Consider the following 15,943-nt stretch of genomic DNA (forward strand, 5'->3'; position numbering starts at 1 on the left):
CTAACCCGATCACCGGCAGCTAACTACATCCCGAAACCTCCCGGACGGCCACCGCACATGGTGCCCGGCCCGCCCCGTCACACCCTCACCCGACTACAGAAAGTGACAGAGATGACTGAGTCTGTGCCGCCGCTGGTCGCACTCGTCACCGCCGGATCGGTCCTGCTGCTCGCCGCGTTCGTCGTCGTCCTGGCCGTGCTCTACCTCGCCGGGTGCCGGATCTGGCCTTACGCCGACTGCCCGCGCTGCACGGGTTCGGGCAAGTCCGGATCCCCATCGCGCAAGTCGTTCCGCAACTGCCCGCGCTGCAAAGGCACCGGCCGCCGGACCCGGCTCGGCCGCTGCCTGCTCGACCGCCACAGCAACCGCTGACCCGAAGGAGCAACTGCCGTGACCACCCCACGCAAGCCCGTTGCCAAGGGCAAGAAAAACCCAGACAGGCCGCTGACGCCGCGCGAGGAGTACCGCGCCGCCCTGGACAACCTCAACAACTACTCCCACAACAACGAGACCAGCGAGGCCCAGGAAGCCCGCGACCAGTTCGACCAGGCGGAGCGCAAGCGTCGTTGGTGGAACCGCTGATGGCCGGGCGACTGATGGAAAGGGCGAGCCTGCACCCGGCCGCGTCGCGCTGGATCACCTTGTGGAACGGCAAGCAGGCGCTCGGGTGGGATCTGCACGGAACCCCGGTGTTCAAGTTCCGGTGGGCACCCGGTGGGCTCGCCACCCGCCGACAGCTCCGCGCGATGCGGATGTGTCCGGGCGGACAGGAACCGTACGCGGTTCTGGTGTGGCGCAACGGGCAACGCTGGGCCTGGCTGTACCGGCTCGACCTCGCCCGCCTGTCGCGAGTGCCGTCACCGGCGCAGCTCAACGCCCTCGACAAGGCGATGGAAGCCCGGCGCCGCTGCGGGCAATGCGGCCGGGTTTGTGACTACTGCATCCCCACTTCTGATGGCCGCTGCGACCTGTGCATAGCCGCGTACGTCGACCGGTACGCCACCGCCGCCTAACCAACTCTGCAAGGAGGAAACTGCCCGTGTCGGATCTGCTGATCGCCGCCCTGGACGCCGCCGAACGCGGCTGGCCGGTGTTCGTACTCGGTCGCTCCAAGCGTCCCGTAGCCAACTGCGAACCCTGCCGCCTCGACCCCGACCACGACCCGGCCGCCTGCGGTCACCTGACCTGCCACGGCTTCTACGCCGCCACCACCAACCCCGACCGACTGACCGCGATCATCGCCGCCGTTCCCGGTGGTCAGCTCGCCGTCCGGACCGGCGCCGTGTCCGGCCTCGTCGGTGTCGATGTGGACCCGGCCCACGGTGGAGATCACAGCCTGGCAGCGCTGATGGCTGACCGGCTTGTTCCGCGCACCCTGCATGTCCACACCGGATCCGGTGGGCTGCACCTGTACTACCGCCACCCCGGCCAGCACATCGCCTCCCGGCCGATGCCGAACCGGCCCGGCATCGACATCAAGGCAGACGGCGGCTACCTCGTGCTCCCGCCGTCGATCCACCACCGCACCCACCAGCCGTACCGATGGGGCAGCGCCGCCGAACTGGCGGAGATGCCCTCCGCTCTGATCGCCGCCTGTCAGCCACCACCGGCCGCCGTCGCCCAGTTGGCCGGCACTTTCCCCACCACCCGATCGGGCGGGGGCATCTCCCATCCCGAACTACTGCTCAGCGCCCTGCTCGACACCGTCCGGACCGCACCGAGGGGCAAGCGCCGAACGACGCTCTACGGAGCCGCGAGAGGCGTTGCGCGGATGGTCGCCGCCGGGGTGATCGACCACGCCGACGCCGTCGCCGCCCTCACCGACGTAGGACTCCAAGCCGCCCAAAGCCAACGAGAGATCCGAGCCGCCATCACCGGCGGATTCCGTGACGAAGGGATCGCAGCAGCATGAGCGCCGTACCGCTGCCCGACTGGCTACCGCCACTCACCGAGCCACCCGAAGACCCATGGGAACCAACCCCACCGACACCGATCAGATCTCAGCACACACCCAGGCATCACGACCAGGTGGAGACGCCCGCCGCCGCAGATGCCGGGCCGGTGTGGGATGGCGATCCGGTGCCGTTGAAGACCAACCGGCTCCTTCGGCCATTCCCGGTCGAGGTTTTCCCCGGCTGGCTCGCTGACCAGGTCAGCGCTGTTGCGGAGGCCACTCAGACCCCGGTCGATCTCGCCGGGTCGGTGGCGCTGGCGTGCCTGTCCACGGCGGCCGGGGGCAAGGTGCTCGTGCAAGTCGATCGGTCCTGGCTGGAACAGGTCAACCTCTACACCGTTACCGCGTTGCCGCCCGGCTCTCGTAAGTCGCCGGTGTTCCGGGCCATGGCCGGCGCACTGTCGGATGCCGAGCAGGCGTTGCAGGACGACACCGCAGGGCAGCGGCACGAGCTGGAGATCGCCGCGCGGATCGCACACGCCCGCGCGGAAGACCTTGCCAAGAAGGCCGAACGCGCCACCGCCAACCCGCAGGAGGCGCTAGCAGACGCGACAGCGGCAGCGAAAGAAGCCGCCGAGATCTTTGTGCCGGTGCTGCCCCGGCTGATGACTGACGACGTCACCCCCGAGTCGTGCGTGTCCCTGATGGCTGCCCACGGCGGACGGATCGCGGTGTTGTCGGCCGAAGGGGATGTGTTCGCGACCCTGACCGGCACCCGCTACTCGGCCGCGCCCAACCTTGGCGTGTTCCTCAAGGGCCACGCAGGCGACAAGCTGCAAGTTGATCGCAAGGGGCGCGAGTCGGAGTCGATCGACCGGCCCGCGCTGACTCTCGGAGTCACCACTCAGCCCGGCACTCTCCAAGGTCTGGCCGCACAGCCCGGATTCCGTGACCGAGGTGTCCTTGCCCGGATCCTCTACAGCCTGCCCGTCAACACGGTCGGCAGCCGCAACAACCGTGCCGCGTCCGTGCCCGAACCGATCGAGACCAGCTACCGCGATGCGCTGCGCACCCTCGTCCTGTTGCTGGACGACAACGAGACCCCGCACCATCTCGACCTGACGCCGGAAGCCCGGCAAATCCTGCTCGACTTTCAAGACTGGATCGAACCCCGACTCGATCCCCAGACCGGGCAGCTCGCGCCCATCACGGACTGGGCGTCCAAGCTCGCCGGTGCCGTCGTCCGGATCGCCGCGTTGCTCCACCTGGCCCACACATTCACCACCGGCTACGCCAGCGCGATCACCGCCGACACCATGCGCGCCGCCGAACGCGTCGGCCGCTACTACCTCGATCACGCCCTGGCCGTGTACGACCTCATGGGCCGATCTCACCCCGACCTCGACGACGCCCGCGAAGTCCTGACCTGGATCACCAACCACTGCAAGAGAACCGGGCTCGAGTCCTTCTCCCGCAGAGATGCCCTCCGCAGCCTCCACGGGCGTCCCCGGTTCGCCACCGCAACCGCCCTCGAACCCGCCTTCGAAGTCCTCACCGACCACGGCCATATCCGCCCCAGAGCCACCGAGAAGACCAGCCGGGGCGGCAGGCCCCCAGGCGTCTACGAAGTCCACCCCACAGTCCTCGCCACACAGTGACAAAAGTGACAAAACCCCCAGCGACAGAGGTTCTGTCACTTTTGTCACCGTCTCTCGACCCTCAGCCCTACAAGGGAGATCGACACCCATGACTGCAACGGCTACCAACCAGGCCACCCCCGAAGCGCTGCACCCGGCATCCCTAGGGAGTTCAAACCGCATGTCACTGGTAGAGGAAACCTCAGCCGCTCCGCTGCTGCTCACCGTCGAGCAGGCCGCCAAACGGCTTGGCATTGGCCGCACGACGTTCTACGCGCTCATGACGGCTGGGGAGATCGAGTCTGTGCCACTCGGTCGCCTACGGCGCATCCCTGCCGAGTGCTTGACCGAGTACATCGATCGTCTTCGGGCCGCCGCCCGCGATGGCCGCAAGGCTGCCTAGGAAGGAGTTTCCAGTGAGCGAAGAGACTGACAAGCGTCACAAGAATCCTGACGGCCGGTCGACGATCTACCTCGGTTCGGATGGCTACTGGCATGGGCGCGTCACGATGGGGTTGAAGGACGACGGTTCGCCAGACCGGCCCCACGTCAAGCGGAAAAGGAAGGAAGACGTGGTGGCGCGCGTGAAGGAGTTGGAGACAGAGCGAGACTCCGGCAAGGTCCGGCCGGTCGGTGAGAAGAAGTGGACGGTAGAAACCTGGCTCTTGCACTGGTTGACGATTGTCCAGCCAAACCTTCGATTCGGTGCATACAGGGCATATGAGAGCGCCGCACGAATTCACCTCATTCCCGGGATTGGGAAGCACAAGCTGGACAAGCTTCAACCCGAACACCTCGAACGGCTCTACACCCGAATGCAGGACGCCGGAGCAAGGCCGGGTACTGCGCATCAGGTTCACAGAACGATCCGGACGGCGCTTGGTGTGGCTGAGGCAAGAGGCCACATCAAGAGCAACCCGGCCACCAAGGCGAAGTCGCCTCGATCCGATATCGAGCAAGAGGAGGAGATCGAGCCTTACACGGTGAAGGAAATTCAGGCCATTCTTCGCGAGGCGGACAAGGGGCGGAATAGTGCTCGATGGGCAATCGCCCTTGCGCTCGGTCTCCGCCAGGGCGAGGCGCTCGGTCTCAAGTGGTCGGATGTCGATCTTGACGGCGGGATTCTGCAAGTCCGGCGTAGTCGGAACAAGCCGCATTATGTCCACGGCTGTGGAGATAAGCCTTGCGGCCGCAAGATTCCGGGCCACTGCCCAGAGCGTGTGTCCACGCGGCCGGACGCTGCACCCACGAAGTCCCGAGCAGGACGGCGAACAATCGGACTGCCCGACGAGCTGGTGGGCATCTTGCACACCCATCAGAAGCAACAGGCGGGGGAGAAGGAAGCTGCTCGGCAGCTCTGGACGGACGAGGGGTGGTTGTTCGCGAGTCGCACGGGGAAGCCGCTGAACGCGCGCACTGATCACCAGGAGTGGAAGGACCTGCTGAAGGCGGCCGGGATCCGCAAGGGGCGACTACACGACGCCAGGCACACGGCAGCGACGGTGATGCTGTTGCTGGGGATCCCCGAGCGGGCAGTGATGGATGCGATGGGCTGGGCAACTACCGCAATGGCCAAGCGCTACCAGCACATCACGGCACCGGTACGACGCGACATCGCGAACCGTGTCGGCGGGCTTCTGTGGGCGACCCCGGTGGAGAAGCCACCGGCGAAGGGTGACGACGAGGACGGCGACGGAGCTGCTGGAGCGCTCGTTCCGGCCTGATCTGAGGCGCTGTTGAGACCCTCGTTGAGACCCAACGCAGAGATGCCCCTCCCGCGAGTTGCGGGCGGGGCATCCCTGTGTGGTCAGGTCAGTCGTCGAAAGTGGCCTCTGACCTGCGTAAACACCGGCATGGGCAAGTGAGTCGGTCGCTGTCGCTGCAGGTCCAAAAAACAGGACTGCGGCCGCTCGGTGGGCGGTCGCAGTCCCTACCAGGGAGGTGCTCCGCCGCCCCGGGGGGAGAGGGCGACGGAGACCGGGGGTCAGCCGGTCGGGTTGCCGTTGTCCGAGCCGAGCTTGGCCTTCACGGTCTGCGACTTGCCGCCGCGGGTGAAGGTGATGCTGACTTCCTCGTCCGGGCGGTGCGAACGGACCGCGGCGACCAACGCGTCCCCTGACGCGATCGCCTTGCCGTCGATCGCGGTGATCACGTCACCGCTCTTCAGGCCGGCCTTGTCCGCCGCACCGCCGGACGTCACCTCGCCGAGGGTGGCTCCTTGCTGGAACCCGTCGGAAGACTGCGCGTCGCCGACCGTCACTCCGAGCCGCGCATGCGTGGCCTTGCCCTTGGCCACCAGCTCGTCGATGATCGGCTTGGCCTGGTCGATCGGGATTGCGAAGCCCAGGCCGATGTTGCCGCCTTCGGATTGTCCCGATCCTCCGGCGGTTTTGATCGCGCTGTTGATTCCGACCACCTGGCCGGCGAGGTCGATCAGGGCGCCGCCGGAGTTTCCGGGGTTGATGGCGGCGTCTGTCTGGATTGCTGGGAAGACGGTGGTGCTGTCCTGCTGCTGGTCGCCCGAGGTGACCGGCCGGTTCAGGGCCGAGACGATGCCGCTCGTCACGGTCGCCTCCAGGCCGAACGGCGAACCGATCGCGACCACGCCCTGGCCGACCCCGAGGTCACCGCTCTTGCCGAGCACCGCCGGGGTCAGATCATCCGCGTCGGCCCGGATCACCGCGAGGTCGGTCAGCGGGTCGGTGCCGACGATGGTCGCGGACACGGTCCGGCCGTCGTTCAGCATCACCTGGATCTTGGCGCCGTTGCCGCCGCCCGCCACCACGTGGTTGTTGGTGACGATCAGGCCGTCCTTGCTGATCACGATGCCCGAGCCGGTACCCGCGCCCTGCGACGTCACCACACCGATCTTCACCACGCTCGGCAGCACCTTCGCCGCCGCGTTCTGGACCGAGCCGTCCGGCGCGGAGACCGGAGCGGCCTGCCCGCCGTTCAGCGGTGCCGTCACCGACGGAGTCGCGCTGGAGTCGTTGGTCGCCGAGTACACAGCCGCACTGCCCACACCGCCGGCGGCACCGACCAGCAGCGCGGTGGCCGCTATCAGAGCCAGACCGCGCCGCTTGGGCGGCTTCGGAGGCTCTGACTGGGCCGGCTGCGGGCCGAACGGCCAGTTCGAGCCCGGTGGCGTCCCCTGATGCGCCCCGGTCGTCCCGAACTGCCCACTCTGTGGGTAAGCACCTCCACCTGAGGGGTGCTGACCCGGTCGCTGCTGTCCGCCCTGCGGCGCGTACTGCTGCTGCGGATGCTGGCCGTAGCCAGAGAGCGGCAGCTGCTGCGTGCGCTCGGGTGAACCCGAACCGAACGACGGCGACGCGGCCTGCTGAGGCTGGTTCCCGTACGTCGAACCCTGCGCCGGGGTGTCGTTCCCGGGCTGGTTCTGCGGCTGGTGCGGCTGGTTCTCGGTCATGGGCAATACCTTGGCGGCTGGACCTGAGAACGCCCTGAAGATCCCGTCAGAGCCAGCGAAGAACTCCATGAAGATCCCCTGAAGAACCGGTGTGCTCACGCACACATCAGGCGGCGCGGGCGGGAAATCTCCGCTGGCGGAGGTAGACATTCGGAGCCTGGGTGGCTAGGGTTTTTGGTGTTGTAAGCAGAAGATCAAGGTCTGAACCCGAAAGAAGGGAGTGGATTACATCATCAGGATCGCCCGCCGTGGCCGTGTTCTTCGCCGGGCGGGTACCGCAGTCCCTTCGTGATTGGAAGGTGGTCCTCGGTTACGCATTCAGCGATCCCAGCAGTAGATACCGGCCTGACCGCCGGTAGATGGTGAAAATCCAAACCCAGGGCCCTGGTGCTACGGCACCGGGGCCCTCGACGTGGAGGTGCGATGACCCCAGCCGAGCAGAGAAAGCAGACGATGACGACAGATCCCGAGACAGCGCCGGCGAACTTCGACGACGAGGACTATCCGGCGTACACGATGGGCCGGGCTGCCGAGATGCTCGGCACCACGCCCGGTTTCCTGCGAAGCCTGGACGAGGCGAAGCTGATCACGCCCCAGCGCTCCGAAGGCGGCCACCGCCGGTACTCCCGCTACCAGCTCCGCATCGCCGCGCGCGCCCGCGAACTGGTCGACAACGGAACGGCCCTCGAGGCGGCCTGCCGGATCATCATCCTGGAAGACCAGCTAGCCGAGGCCCTGCGAATCAACTCCGAACTCCGCGGCCCGGACGAGCAGCAGCCCTGACCCCGCCCCGGTACTGCGTGCCGGGTGCTGGGGTCGGTAGCGCAGCCGGGCGCCGGCGCAGCGGGTGGTGCGGTCGCGGAGCCAGCCGTGATGGCGGAGGTCCGGCAGTTCGACCAGCACGACGTGAGCGCCGCCTCCGTACGGCGTACGGGGTGGTGGGTCAGCGGGACTGGGTGGCGGCGTGGGGGAGCCACAGGGTGAACTGGGCTCCGCCGGTGGGGGCGTTGCGGGCGTAGATCATGCCGCCGTGCTGCTCCGCCGCGTGCTTCACGATCGCCAACCCGAGCCCTGAGCCGGGACGACTGCGAGCCTCGCTCGAGCGGTAGAAGCGCTCGAACACATGCGGCAGATCCGCGTCGGCGATCCCCGGCCCACTGTCGGTGACGGTCAGCACACCGTCCAGCAACCTGACGGTGACCGTCCCAAACATCTCGCCTTCAGGCCGCGGCACCCCGGCGCCATCGGGGATGCTGTACTTCGCGGCGTTGTCGAGCAGATTCGTCACGGCCCGGCCGAGCAACCGCTCGTCACCCCAGACCGGGAACGGCGAGATCTGCACGTCCCACTCCAGCCCAGGAGCGCGGCGCCGAACCTTGATCACAGCGTCCTCGACCACGTTCGCCAGCTCGATCAGCTCCGCGTTCCGCACCTGCGGCGTATCGCGCGCCAACTCGGTCAGGTCCCCGATCAAGGTGGTCAACTCGTCCATCTGCGCACGTACGTCGTCCAGCAGTTGCTGCCGATCCTCGGGTCGCAGCCCGCCGCGCTTGTCCGCCTGGGCGAGCAGATCGAGGTTGGTCCGGATGCTCGTCAGCGGCGTACGCAACTCGTGCCCCGCGTCGCCCACCAGCCGCCGCTGCCGATCCTGCGACCGAGCCAGCGCGGCCAGCATCGCGTTGAAGGCAAGCGCAAGCCGGGAGATCTCGTCCGATCCCGTCACCGGAATCGGCTTCAGATCCTCGGTCCGCGCGATGTGCTCCGCCGCCCCGGTCAACCGGGCCAACGGCCGGAGCCCGGACTGCGCGATCGCGTTCCCGGCCAGCGCAGCTCCGATGACACCGAGCAACCCGACCGCCCACAACACGATGCCCAGGTTGTGGAGCGTCCGGTCAATTGGCTTCAACGACTGGGCCACGACGAGCGCGGCTGCCTCGTAGTCGCCCGAACCACAGGCGCGTTGATCATTCAGTGGACAGAACCGGGCGGGCACGGCGACCACCCGGTAGTGGGCGCCGTTCCGCACGCCGACTGTTCGGATCCCGGGCTCGCTGCCCGGGCTCCGCGCAACTGCGAGCTCCGGGGCGGCCATCGGAGGCAAGGTTCCGTCGGCGGAACCGACCGGCTCACCGCCGGAGGTCAAGAGCCCCAGCTGAATGTCGCTCAGGCCGAGGGCCTCCGGAGGGACGTCCCGGAGAATGGTCGGGTTGGTCAGCGCGCCGCTCCTCGCGGCCTGCTGGGCGCGGTCGACGAGGCTGGCGTCGAGGTTGCGGTACATCTGCTGCCGGACCGTCACGTAGGCGGAGATGCTGACGATGGCTACCGCCAGGCCGACCGCCACGGCGGCGAGCAGCGTCACCCGGGCGTGCAGGCTCAGCTTGTGCAGCTTCTCCTGCCACCAGTCCTGCGTCCGGGCAGCCGTCGCCACGACAACGTTGTTGCCGTTGCCGTTGCCGTTGCGGGGTGGTCCGGGGGGAGCGCCGGCGCCTGGCTGGGGCAGCCGCGCTTCGGGCTTCGGGGCCGATTGGCCGCCCGGGCCCGGCTGGGCCGGGCGGGGGCCGGACTGCGGCTGTCCTTGCGGACCCGCGTAGCGCCGCGGCGTCCCGGTCGGCGCTGCGCCTGGTGGCGGCGCCGAGACTGGCTGCTGAGGAGCGCCCGGGCTGTGCCCGCCGGGCTGCTGAGGGGTGCTCGGGCTGGGCCCGCCGGGCTGCTGAGGAGCGCCCGGGCTGTGCCCGCCGGGCTGTGGTGGGTTGTGGCTCGGGCCTAGCTCGAGGGCTTCTTCGTCTGACTGGCCGGTGTAGCGGGGGAAGTCGCCGGAGGGGGGTTGGGTGGTCACGGTGGGGTGTCTCTCAGGACGTAGCCGATGCCGCGGACCGTGTGGATCAGCCGGGGGAGGCCGTCCACCTCGGTCTTGCGGCGGAGGTAGCCGATGTAGACCTCGAGCGAGTTCGCGGTGGTCGGGAAGTCGTAACCCCAGACGGCGTCCAGGATCACCGCACGCTCGAGCACTCGGCGGGGGTTGCGGATCAGCAGTTCCAGCAGCGAGAACTCGGTCCGGGTCAGCGGGATCGGGGTGGTGCCGCGGTGCACCTCGTGGGCGTCCACGTCGACCACCAGATCGGCGTACTGGAGGACCTCGCCGCGGGCGCCGCCCTCGCCCGGTGTCGTACTGCGGCGCAGCAGCGCGCGCAGGCGGGCCAGCAGTTCCTCCAGCGCGAAGGGCTTGGTCAGGTAGTCGTCGCCGCCCGCGTCCAGGCCGTCCACCCGGTCCGCGACCGCGTCGCGGGCGGTCAGCACCAGGATCGGCACGTTGTTGCCGGCGGCACGCAACGCCTTGGTGGTCTCCAGCCCGTCCAGGCGGGGCATCATCACGTCCATCACGACCACGTCGGGCTCGACGTTGCCGATCACCGCGAGCGCCTCGGCACCGTCGGAGGCGGTCACCACCTCGAAGTCGTTGAACTCCAGCGAACGGCGCAGCGAATCCCGGACCGCCCGGTCGTCGTCCACCACCAGTACCCGCATGTCGTTCCCCGCTTCGAGTCGTCACCGCACGGGCCCGGGGTCCGGGTGTCCGCGTGTCGAGGTTATGCCGTCTGTTTGAGAATCGGCTGAGAACCCGCTGATCACTCGCGAAGAAGGGGTCCGCCAGCGTAGGTTTCCGGCGTGGACATCGTCGAATTCACGCCTGAGACAGAGCAGCTCACCTGGACGTTCGGCGGCGCCGCCCCGATCCGCCGGGTCAAACCCGGATCGGTGATGAGGCTGTGGACGGAGGACGCGTTCTGCGGCCGGCTGCGCAGTACGGCAGATCTGGCCAGCGCCTCGCTGAACATGCCGTTCGTGAATCCCCAGACCGGCCCGTTCTACGTCGAGGGCGCCGAGCCGGGCGACACCCTCGTCCTGCACTTCGTCGACCTCACCCCCGCCCGCACTTGGGGCGCGTCGGCGACCATCCCGTTCTTCGGCGGCCTGACCAGCACGGACCGTACTGCGACCCTGCAGGACCCGCTGCCGGAGCGGACCTGGATCTACGAGGTCGACACCGACAAGCAGACCGTCGGGTTCCAGGCCCAGGGCAGCGACCTGGAGATCGCCCTGCCGATCGAGACGATGCTCGGCACGGTCGGAGTGGCTCCGGCGGCCGGGGAGGTCCGGTCGTCGCTGGTGCCGGACACGTTCGGTGGCAACATGGACACGCCGGAGATGAAGGCGGGGGCGACCTGCTTCCTCCGGGTCAACGTCGATGGAGCGCTCTTCTCGGTCGGGGACGGCCACTACCGCCAGGGCGAGGGCGAGTCGTGCGGCACGGCCGTCGAGGGCTCCATGAACGTCGTGCTCATCGTGGAGCTCCTGAAGACCCCGGGGCCGGCCTGGCCGCGGATCGTCAACGACGACTACCTGGCCGTGGTCGGGTCGAGCAGACCGCTCGAGGACGCGTGGCGGGCCGGTCAGGTCGACATGGTCGGCTGGCTGGGTGAGCTGTACGGCCTGGACAAGCTGGACGCCTACCAGTTGCTCAGCCAGATCAGCGAGGTTCCATTGGCCAACGTCGTCGACGCCAACTACAGCGTCGTCACCAAGGTCCCCAAGCGCCTGCTGCCGGGCGCAAAAGTCTACAGCGACATCCACCAACACCTGCGCGACCTGGCCGCCACCCTCAGCTGAAAGCCGGTACTACGTCCTCGGCGAACCGCTGCATCGGCTCATGGTCGTAGGCGACGCCGGGGATGTAGGCGATCACGTACTCGATCCCTACCTCGGCCAACTGCTCCAGGTGCTCCCTGACCTGCTTGACCGTCACGATCTCGGCTCGGGCGCCCTCGAACCCTCCGCCGGCACCGATCTCGGTGAACTCGTCCAGCGTGTAGCGGCCCCGGGCCCTCGCGGTGGCGGTGACCGGGTCGGCTCCAGGGTCCACCGGGAACACGTTGATGCTGGTGGACTTCACGATCTCGTCGTAGTCACGGCCGATCGCGTCGCAGTGCGTACGCAGTACTGCGAGCTTGTGCTTGATCAGGTCGACCCTGCCGGTGCCGAGGTTGCAGGCGTCGGCGTACTGCGCCACCAGCTTGAGGGTCACCTTCTCGCCACCTCCACCGATCCACAGCGGCGGCTTGCGTCGCGGCTCCACGAACGGCCTGTCGACCGAGTGGTACCTGCCCTGGAAGACCACGTCCTCCTCGGTCCACAGCCGGTGGATCAGCTCGACGGATTCGGCGAACGACCCCATCCGGTCCTTGAGGCTGGTCCAGGGATAGCCGTACGCCGTCCACTCGTGCTCGGACCAGCCGGCGCCGATCCCGGCGTACAGCCGACCGTGACTGGCGACGTCGACGGTGGCGGCCATCTTCGCGTAGAGGGCCGGGTTGCGGTATCCGTTGCAGCCGACCATCTGGCCGATGTTCACCCGGGTGGTGTCGCGGGCGAGCGCGGCCGTTGCCGTCCAGGCCTCGAAGACGGTCTCGCGGACCGGCTCGGGGACGGTGTGAAAGTGGTCGAAGAGCCAGATCGTGTCCCACGGACCGGCGTCGGCCGCCCGGGCGACAGCGGTCATCGCCTCCCACTTCTCGATCGGGTCGTCGAGTTCGACGAGGTCCATCCGCCAGCCCTGGGGTACGAAAACGCCGAACTTCATCGGGAGGCCTTTCGACGGGAGATCGCGACGCCGACCAGGCAGAGCGCACCGCCGGCCAGGGCGAGGGTTGGAGGAGTTTCGTCGAGGAAGAGCCAGGCGAGACCGATGGCGACGACCGGCACCAGGTACGTCGTCGCGCCCATCCGGCCGGCACTCGTCCTGCGCAACGCGAAGGCCCAGGTGGTGAAGCCGAGCGCGGTCGGGAAGGCGCCGAGGTAGACGACCCACCAGATCGTCGAGGCGCTCGCGGTCCGCAGTTCGTCGATGAGGGTCGAGGTGAAGGGCAGGCAGACGAGCGCGCCGATCGTGCAGGCGAGCCAGGTCACCTCGGCCGCGGGGAGACGGCTCAGCAGCGGCTTCTGCGTGACCACGCCGACGGCGTACGAGATGGCGGCGGTGATGCAGAGCACGACGCCCCAGGTCTCCGCGCGGCCGGTGGAGGTCGACGTACCGATCAGCAGGACGCCGCCGAACGCGACCAGGCTGCCGATCGCCAGTTGGCGGGGGAAGCCCTCGCCGAGGGTGAGGCCGGCCAGCAGAGCGATCAGCAGCGGAGCGATGTGGACGAGCATCGCCGCGGTCCCGGCGTCGAGGCGGCGCTCGGCCTCGTTCAGGGAGAGGTTGTAGACGCCGAACCAAAGCAGGCCGCAGGCCAGCAGCGGCGGCCAGTCCCGCTTGGCGGGCCAGCGGCGTACTGCGGGGTCGGTGGTTCTGCGGCGAAGGAAGAGGAAGGCGCCGAGCAGCGCGCTGCCGATGAGCAGCCGGGCCAGGGACATCGCGCCGGCCGAGAACTCCGTGCCGCCGTGCCGGATGGCGACGAAGGAGGAGGCCCACAGGACGACCGTGACGGCGGCCGCACCGGTCGCGAGCGAAGTCTTCGGTGAAGCTTCCACGATGGTTGTCACGCTGATTACTCTAGGAATGGAATCAGCGACTTCCCATGGCGAAATGAGCGAGCAATGGCGTCGATGCCTACCGGAACGAACGCAGTACGGGCGGAAAGTCTTCAGACCGACAAACCGCCACTGGACGAGCTGAATGTCCGGCTGCTGACCGAACTGACGGCCGACCCCCGGCTGCGGACCACCGAACTCGCGCGCCGCCTCGGAGTCTCGGCGCCGACCGTGCGCGAGCGGGTCGCCCGGCTGGAGGAGTCCGGGGTGATCCGCGGCTACCGGCTCGAGATCGACCCTGCCGCGCTGGGTCTGCCGGTCGGAGCCTGGGTGCGGTTGCGGCCCGGCCCGGGCCAGATCCCACGGATCATCGAACTCGCCGCCCGCACGCCCGAGGTGGTCGAGTGCCACCGGATCTCGGGCGAGGACTGCTTCCTGATCCGCGTCCAGGTCGCTGCGATCGCCAGCCTGGAAGACGTGCTCGACAAGTTCCTCGTGCACGGCCAGACGACGAGTTCGTTCATCGTCTCCACGCCTGTCGAACCCCGCGCGGTCCCGCTGCCCTGAGCCGGGCGAGGAGGTGGCAGCCGTGCCGATCGACAACGAGGTGTACAACCGCCTCGGCGACGGCTGGTGGGACGAGCGCAACCCGCTGAACGTGCTGCATGGGAGCTTCACGGCCGGGAGGTTCGCCTACTTCCGCCAGGTGCTGGCTCGTCTCGACCGGGATTTAGAAGGTTCGGCGGTTCTGGACATCGGCTGTGGCGGTGGCTTCCTGGCCGAGGAGTTCGCTCGGCTCGGCAATCGGGTGATCGGCATCGACCCGTCTCCCGTGTCGATCCGCGCGGCCCGGCGGCATGCCGAATCGGCCGGCCTCGAGATCGCGTACGCCGTAGCGGTGGGCGAACACCTGCCTGTCCGGGACTCGGCCGTCGACTTCGCGTACTGCTGCGACGTACTGGAGCACGTCTCGGACTTGGACGCGGTGATCAGCGAGACGGCTCGCGTCCTCGAGCAAGACGGGCTCTATTTCTTCGATACCGTCAATCGGACGACGGCCAGTAAGTTGCTTGCTATCAAGGTGATGCAGGAGTGGCGGCCTACCCGGATGATCGACACGGACCTGCACGTCTGGGACCTGTTCATCACGCCTCACGAGCTGACCCAGGTACTGCGGCGGCACGGCCTGCATGTGGACGAGATCACCGGCCTGGCGCCCCGGGCGAACAAGCTCCGCCTGCTCCGGGATTTCGCCCGGGTTCGACGGGGGCGGCTGACCTTCGGAGAGTTGAGCCGGCGCATGGATGCCGGTCAGGTGAAGAGGCTCGGCCTCTCCTACATGGGCTACGCCACCAAGACCTGACCTCGGTATTAGCGGGAGTACAGCTTGGCGACCTCGGTGAATGAGTTCTTCGGCTCCCAGTGGGAGGGGTCGTCGGCGGAAATCCTCACCACGCCGAACCCAGCCATGTCGAGATCCAGCCGAGGGTCCGGGCTGTGCGGGAAGTCCGCCATCGAGAAGGTGTAGGCGAAGCAGCCGTGCACGCCGCGGTCGGCGTACAGGGTGATCAGGTCTGCCAGGTACGCCGCCTGCGTGCTCTCGTCGCGGACGAATCCCTCCTTGAGGCGAGGCGGCGTCGCGAACCAGTTCACGATCAGGAACGAGCCCGGCCCCCGCTGGTCGGCCCCGACAAAGGAGCCACAGCCGAACTCGGTGATGACCACCGGCTTGGCGGACTCCGCGACCAGCCGGTCCAGGCGTTCGGCGTACCCGGTCGGGTCGTTTCCGAACCGGTACAGGTTCACGCCGACGACGTCGAAGCCGGACCAGTCGACCTGTTCCCAATAGCCCGCGGCGTACGTGATGGGGCCGTGGAACTCTCGCCGCGCCGTGGCCAGCGCTGCTTTCAGTACCACGGCGAGCTTGCGGGTGATGCGGCGGTCGAAGAAGCGGCGCCATCGGATCAGCACCTGCACGCGGAGGAAGATCCACCGCCCCGGCAGCATCCCTCGCGAGGTGAGCGAGAACTCGCTGCCGACCAGCAACGTGACCCGGTCCGGATAGCGCTTCCGAAGCCCCTCGGCGGCGACGGCGGTCTGCTCGAGATGCGCGAGCACCGCCGATCGCGGTCGATCCGCGAGATACGGCCGGAGGTAGACGTCAAGGCCGATCTCGAGCGCGTACTCCGCGGCCGCCCGCTGCTGCTCGATGTCGGTACCGATCAGCATCACCGTGGTGCAGTGCAGGTCGTCCGCGATGGCGCGCAGATCCCGGCGTACGGCGTCTGGATCGTCGGCGGGCACGTAGGAGATGCCGCGGATCTGCAGGGTCATCTGCGCAGTCTCGCGGGCATTCCACAGCAGGCGGTAGGGCTTGGCCGGAGTCGGAGACCAAAGTCGGATCGACGCGATACCTCAGTCGCCGCTGTCCGGCAGGTGAACCCCAACCAGCGT

The 15,943-nt window shown here is 68.1% G+C and carries 17 protein-coding genes; 11 read left to right on the forward strand and 6 right to left on the reverse strand.

The annotated features are described in order from the left end of the window. Positions 1-111: 111 nt before the first annotated feature. The 7 genes from ABD255_RS09680 to ABD255_RS09710 all read left to right on the forward strand — a co-directional run bounded on the left by ABD255_RS09680 (position 112) and on the right by ABD255_RS09710 (position 5,255). Positions 112-372 carry a hypothetical protein gene (locus ABD255_RS09680; RefSeq protein WP_344212052.1) on the forward strand — a complete coding sequence of 87 codons (261 nt, stop codon included), beginning with the start codon at positions 112-114 and terminating at the stop codon, positions 370-372. A gap of 18 nt (positions 373-390) precedes the next feature. Next, positions 391-582, forward strand: a complete 192-nt coding sequence (locus ABD255_RS09685) for a hypothetical protein (RefSeq protein ID WP_344212054.1) — start codon at positions 391-393, stop codon at positions 580-582. Beyond that, positions 582-1,013: an RRQRL motif-containing zinc-binding protein gene (locus ABD255_RS09690; protein ID WP_344212056.1), complete on the forward strand. Its 432-nt coding sequence runs from the start codon at positions 582-584 to the stop codon at positions 1,011-1,013. The genes ABD255_RS09685 and ABD255_RS09690 overlap by 1 nt, the downstream gene beginning before the upstream one ends. Before the next feature lie 26 nt (positions 1,014-1,039). Beyond that, positions 1,040-1,912: a bifunctional DNA primase/polymerase gene (locus ABD255_RS09695; RefSeq protein WP_344212058.1), complete on the forward strand. Its 873-nt coding sequence runs from the start codon at positions 1,040-1,042 to the stop codon at positions 1,910-1,912. Further along, positions 1,909-3,552, forward strand: coding sequence for a YfjI family protein (locus tag ABD255_RS09700; RefSeq protein ID WP_344212060.1), 1,644 nt, complete (start codon positions 1,909-1,911; stop codon positions 3,550-3,552). Before ABD255_RS09695 ends, ABD255_RS09700 begins: the two co-directional genes overlap by 4 nt. 160 nt (positions 3,553-3,712) lie before the next feature. Next, positions 3,713-3,934 (forward strand): helix-turn-helix domain-containing protein, encoded by a 222-nt coding sequence (locus ABD255_RS09705; RefSeq protein ID WP_344212062.1) that lies wholly within the window; start codon positions 3,713-3,715, stop codon positions 3,932-3,934. A gap of 13 nt (positions 3,935-3,947) precedes the next feature. Next, positions 3,948-5,255, forward strand: coding sequence for a tyrosine-type recombinase/integrase (locus tag ABD255_RS09710; protein ID WP_344212064.1), 1,308 nt, complete (start codon positions 3,948-3,950; stop codon positions 5,253-5,255). A 260-nt stretch (positions 5,256-5,515) separates the two neighbouring features. On the opposite strand, the gene ABD255_RS09715 is transcribed toward ABD255_RS09710, so the two are convergent. Next, positions 5,516-6,958 (reverse strand): S1C family serine protease, encoded by a 1,443-nt coding sequence (locus ABD255_RS09715; RefSeq protein ID WP_344212066.1) that lies wholly within the window; start codon positions 6,956-6,958, stop codon positions 5,516-5,518. A 453-nt stretch (positions 6,959-7,411) separates the two neighbouring features. Here ABD255_RS09715 and ABD255_RS09720 point away from each other — a divergent pair, with 453 nt between their 5' ends. Beyond that, a complete protein-coding gene (locus tag ABD255_RS09720) occupies positions 7,412-7,741 on the forward strand; it encodes a MerR family transcriptional regulator (RefSeq protein ID WP_344212068.1) in 330 nt (109 codons plus the stop codon). Positions 7,742-7,901: 160 nt separating this feature from the next. On the opposite strand, the gene ABD255_RS09725 is transcribed toward ABD255_RS09720, so the two are convergent. Further along, positions 7,902-9,794 carry an ATP-binding protein gene (locus ABD255_RS09725; RefSeq protein ID WP_344212070.1) on the reverse strand — a complete coding sequence of 631 codons (1,893 nt, stop codon included), beginning with the start codon at positions 9,792-9,794 and terminating at the stop codon, positions 7,902-7,904. Next, a complete protein-coding gene (locus ABD255_RS09730; protein ID WP_344212073.1) occupies positions 9,791-10,483 on the reverse strand; it encodes a response regulator transcription factor in 693 nt (230 codons plus the stop codon). The genes ABD255_RS09725 and ABD255_RS09730 overlap by 4 nt, the downstream gene beginning before the upstream one ends. 141 nt (positions 10,484-10,624) lie before the next feature. On the opposite strand from ABD255_RS09730, the gene ABD255_RS09735 reads away from it, so the two are divergent. Continuing rightward, on the forward strand, positions 10,625-11,626 hold the full coding sequence (locus ABD255_RS09735) for an acetamidase/formamidase family protein (RefSeq protein WP_344212075.1): 1,002 nt from the start codon (positions 10,625-10,627) through the stop codon (positions 11,624-11,626). Here ABD255_RS09735 and ABD255_RS09740 read toward each other — a convergent pair. Together ABD255_RS09740 and ABD255_RS09745 are read right to left on the reverse strand one after the other, a co-directional pair. Next, a complete protein-coding gene (locus ABD255_RS09740; RefSeq protein WP_344212077.1) occupies positions 11,619-12,596 on the reverse strand; it encodes an LLM class F420-dependent oxidoreductase in 978 nt (325 codons plus the stop codon). The two genes, ABD255_RS09735 and ABD255_RS09740, sit on opposite strands and share 8 nt — an antisense overlap. Beyond that, on the reverse strand, positions 12,593-13,501 hold the full coding sequence (locus ABD255_RS09745; protein WP_344212079.1) for a DMT family transporter: 909 nt from the start codon (positions 13,499-13,501) through the stop codon (positions 12,593-12,595). Before ABD255_RS09745 ends, ABD255_RS09740 begins: the two co-directional genes overlap by 4 nt. Positions 13,502-13,564: 63 nt before the next feature. On the opposite strand from ABD255_RS09745, the gene ABD255_RS09750 reads away from it, so the two are divergent. Then, on the forward strand, positions 13,565-14,056 hold the full coding sequence (locus ABD255_RS09750; RefSeq protein WP_344212081.1) for an Lrp/AsnC family transcriptional regulator: 492 nt from the start codon (positions 13,565-13,567) through the stop codon (positions 14,054-14,056). Between the two features lie 22 nt (positions 14,057-14,078). Beyond that, a complete protein-coding gene (gene ubiG, locus ABD255_RS09755) occupies positions 14,079-14,852 on the forward strand; it encodes a bifunctional 2-polyprenyl-6-hydroxyphenol methylase/3-demethylubiquinol 3-O-methyltransferase UbiG (RefSeq protein WP_344212082.1) in 774 nt (257 codons plus the stop codon). Positions 14,853-14,860: 8 nt separating this feature from the next. Here the strand turns inward: ubiG and ABD255_RS09760 are convergent, their stop codons facing one another. After that, complete coding sequence (locus tag ABD255_RS09760) at positions 14,861-15,823, reverse strand: glycoside hydrolase family 113 protein (RefSeq protein ID WP_344212084.1); 963 nt, start codon at positions 15,821-15,823, stop codon at positions 14,861-14,863. Positions 15,824-15,943: the final 120 nt, after the last annotated feature.

The sequence above is a fragment of the Kribbella sancticallisti genome, from assembly GCF_039530625.1.
GTDB lineage: Bacteria > Actinomycetota > Actinomycetes > Propionibacteriales > Kribbellaceae > Kribbella > Kribbella sancticallisti.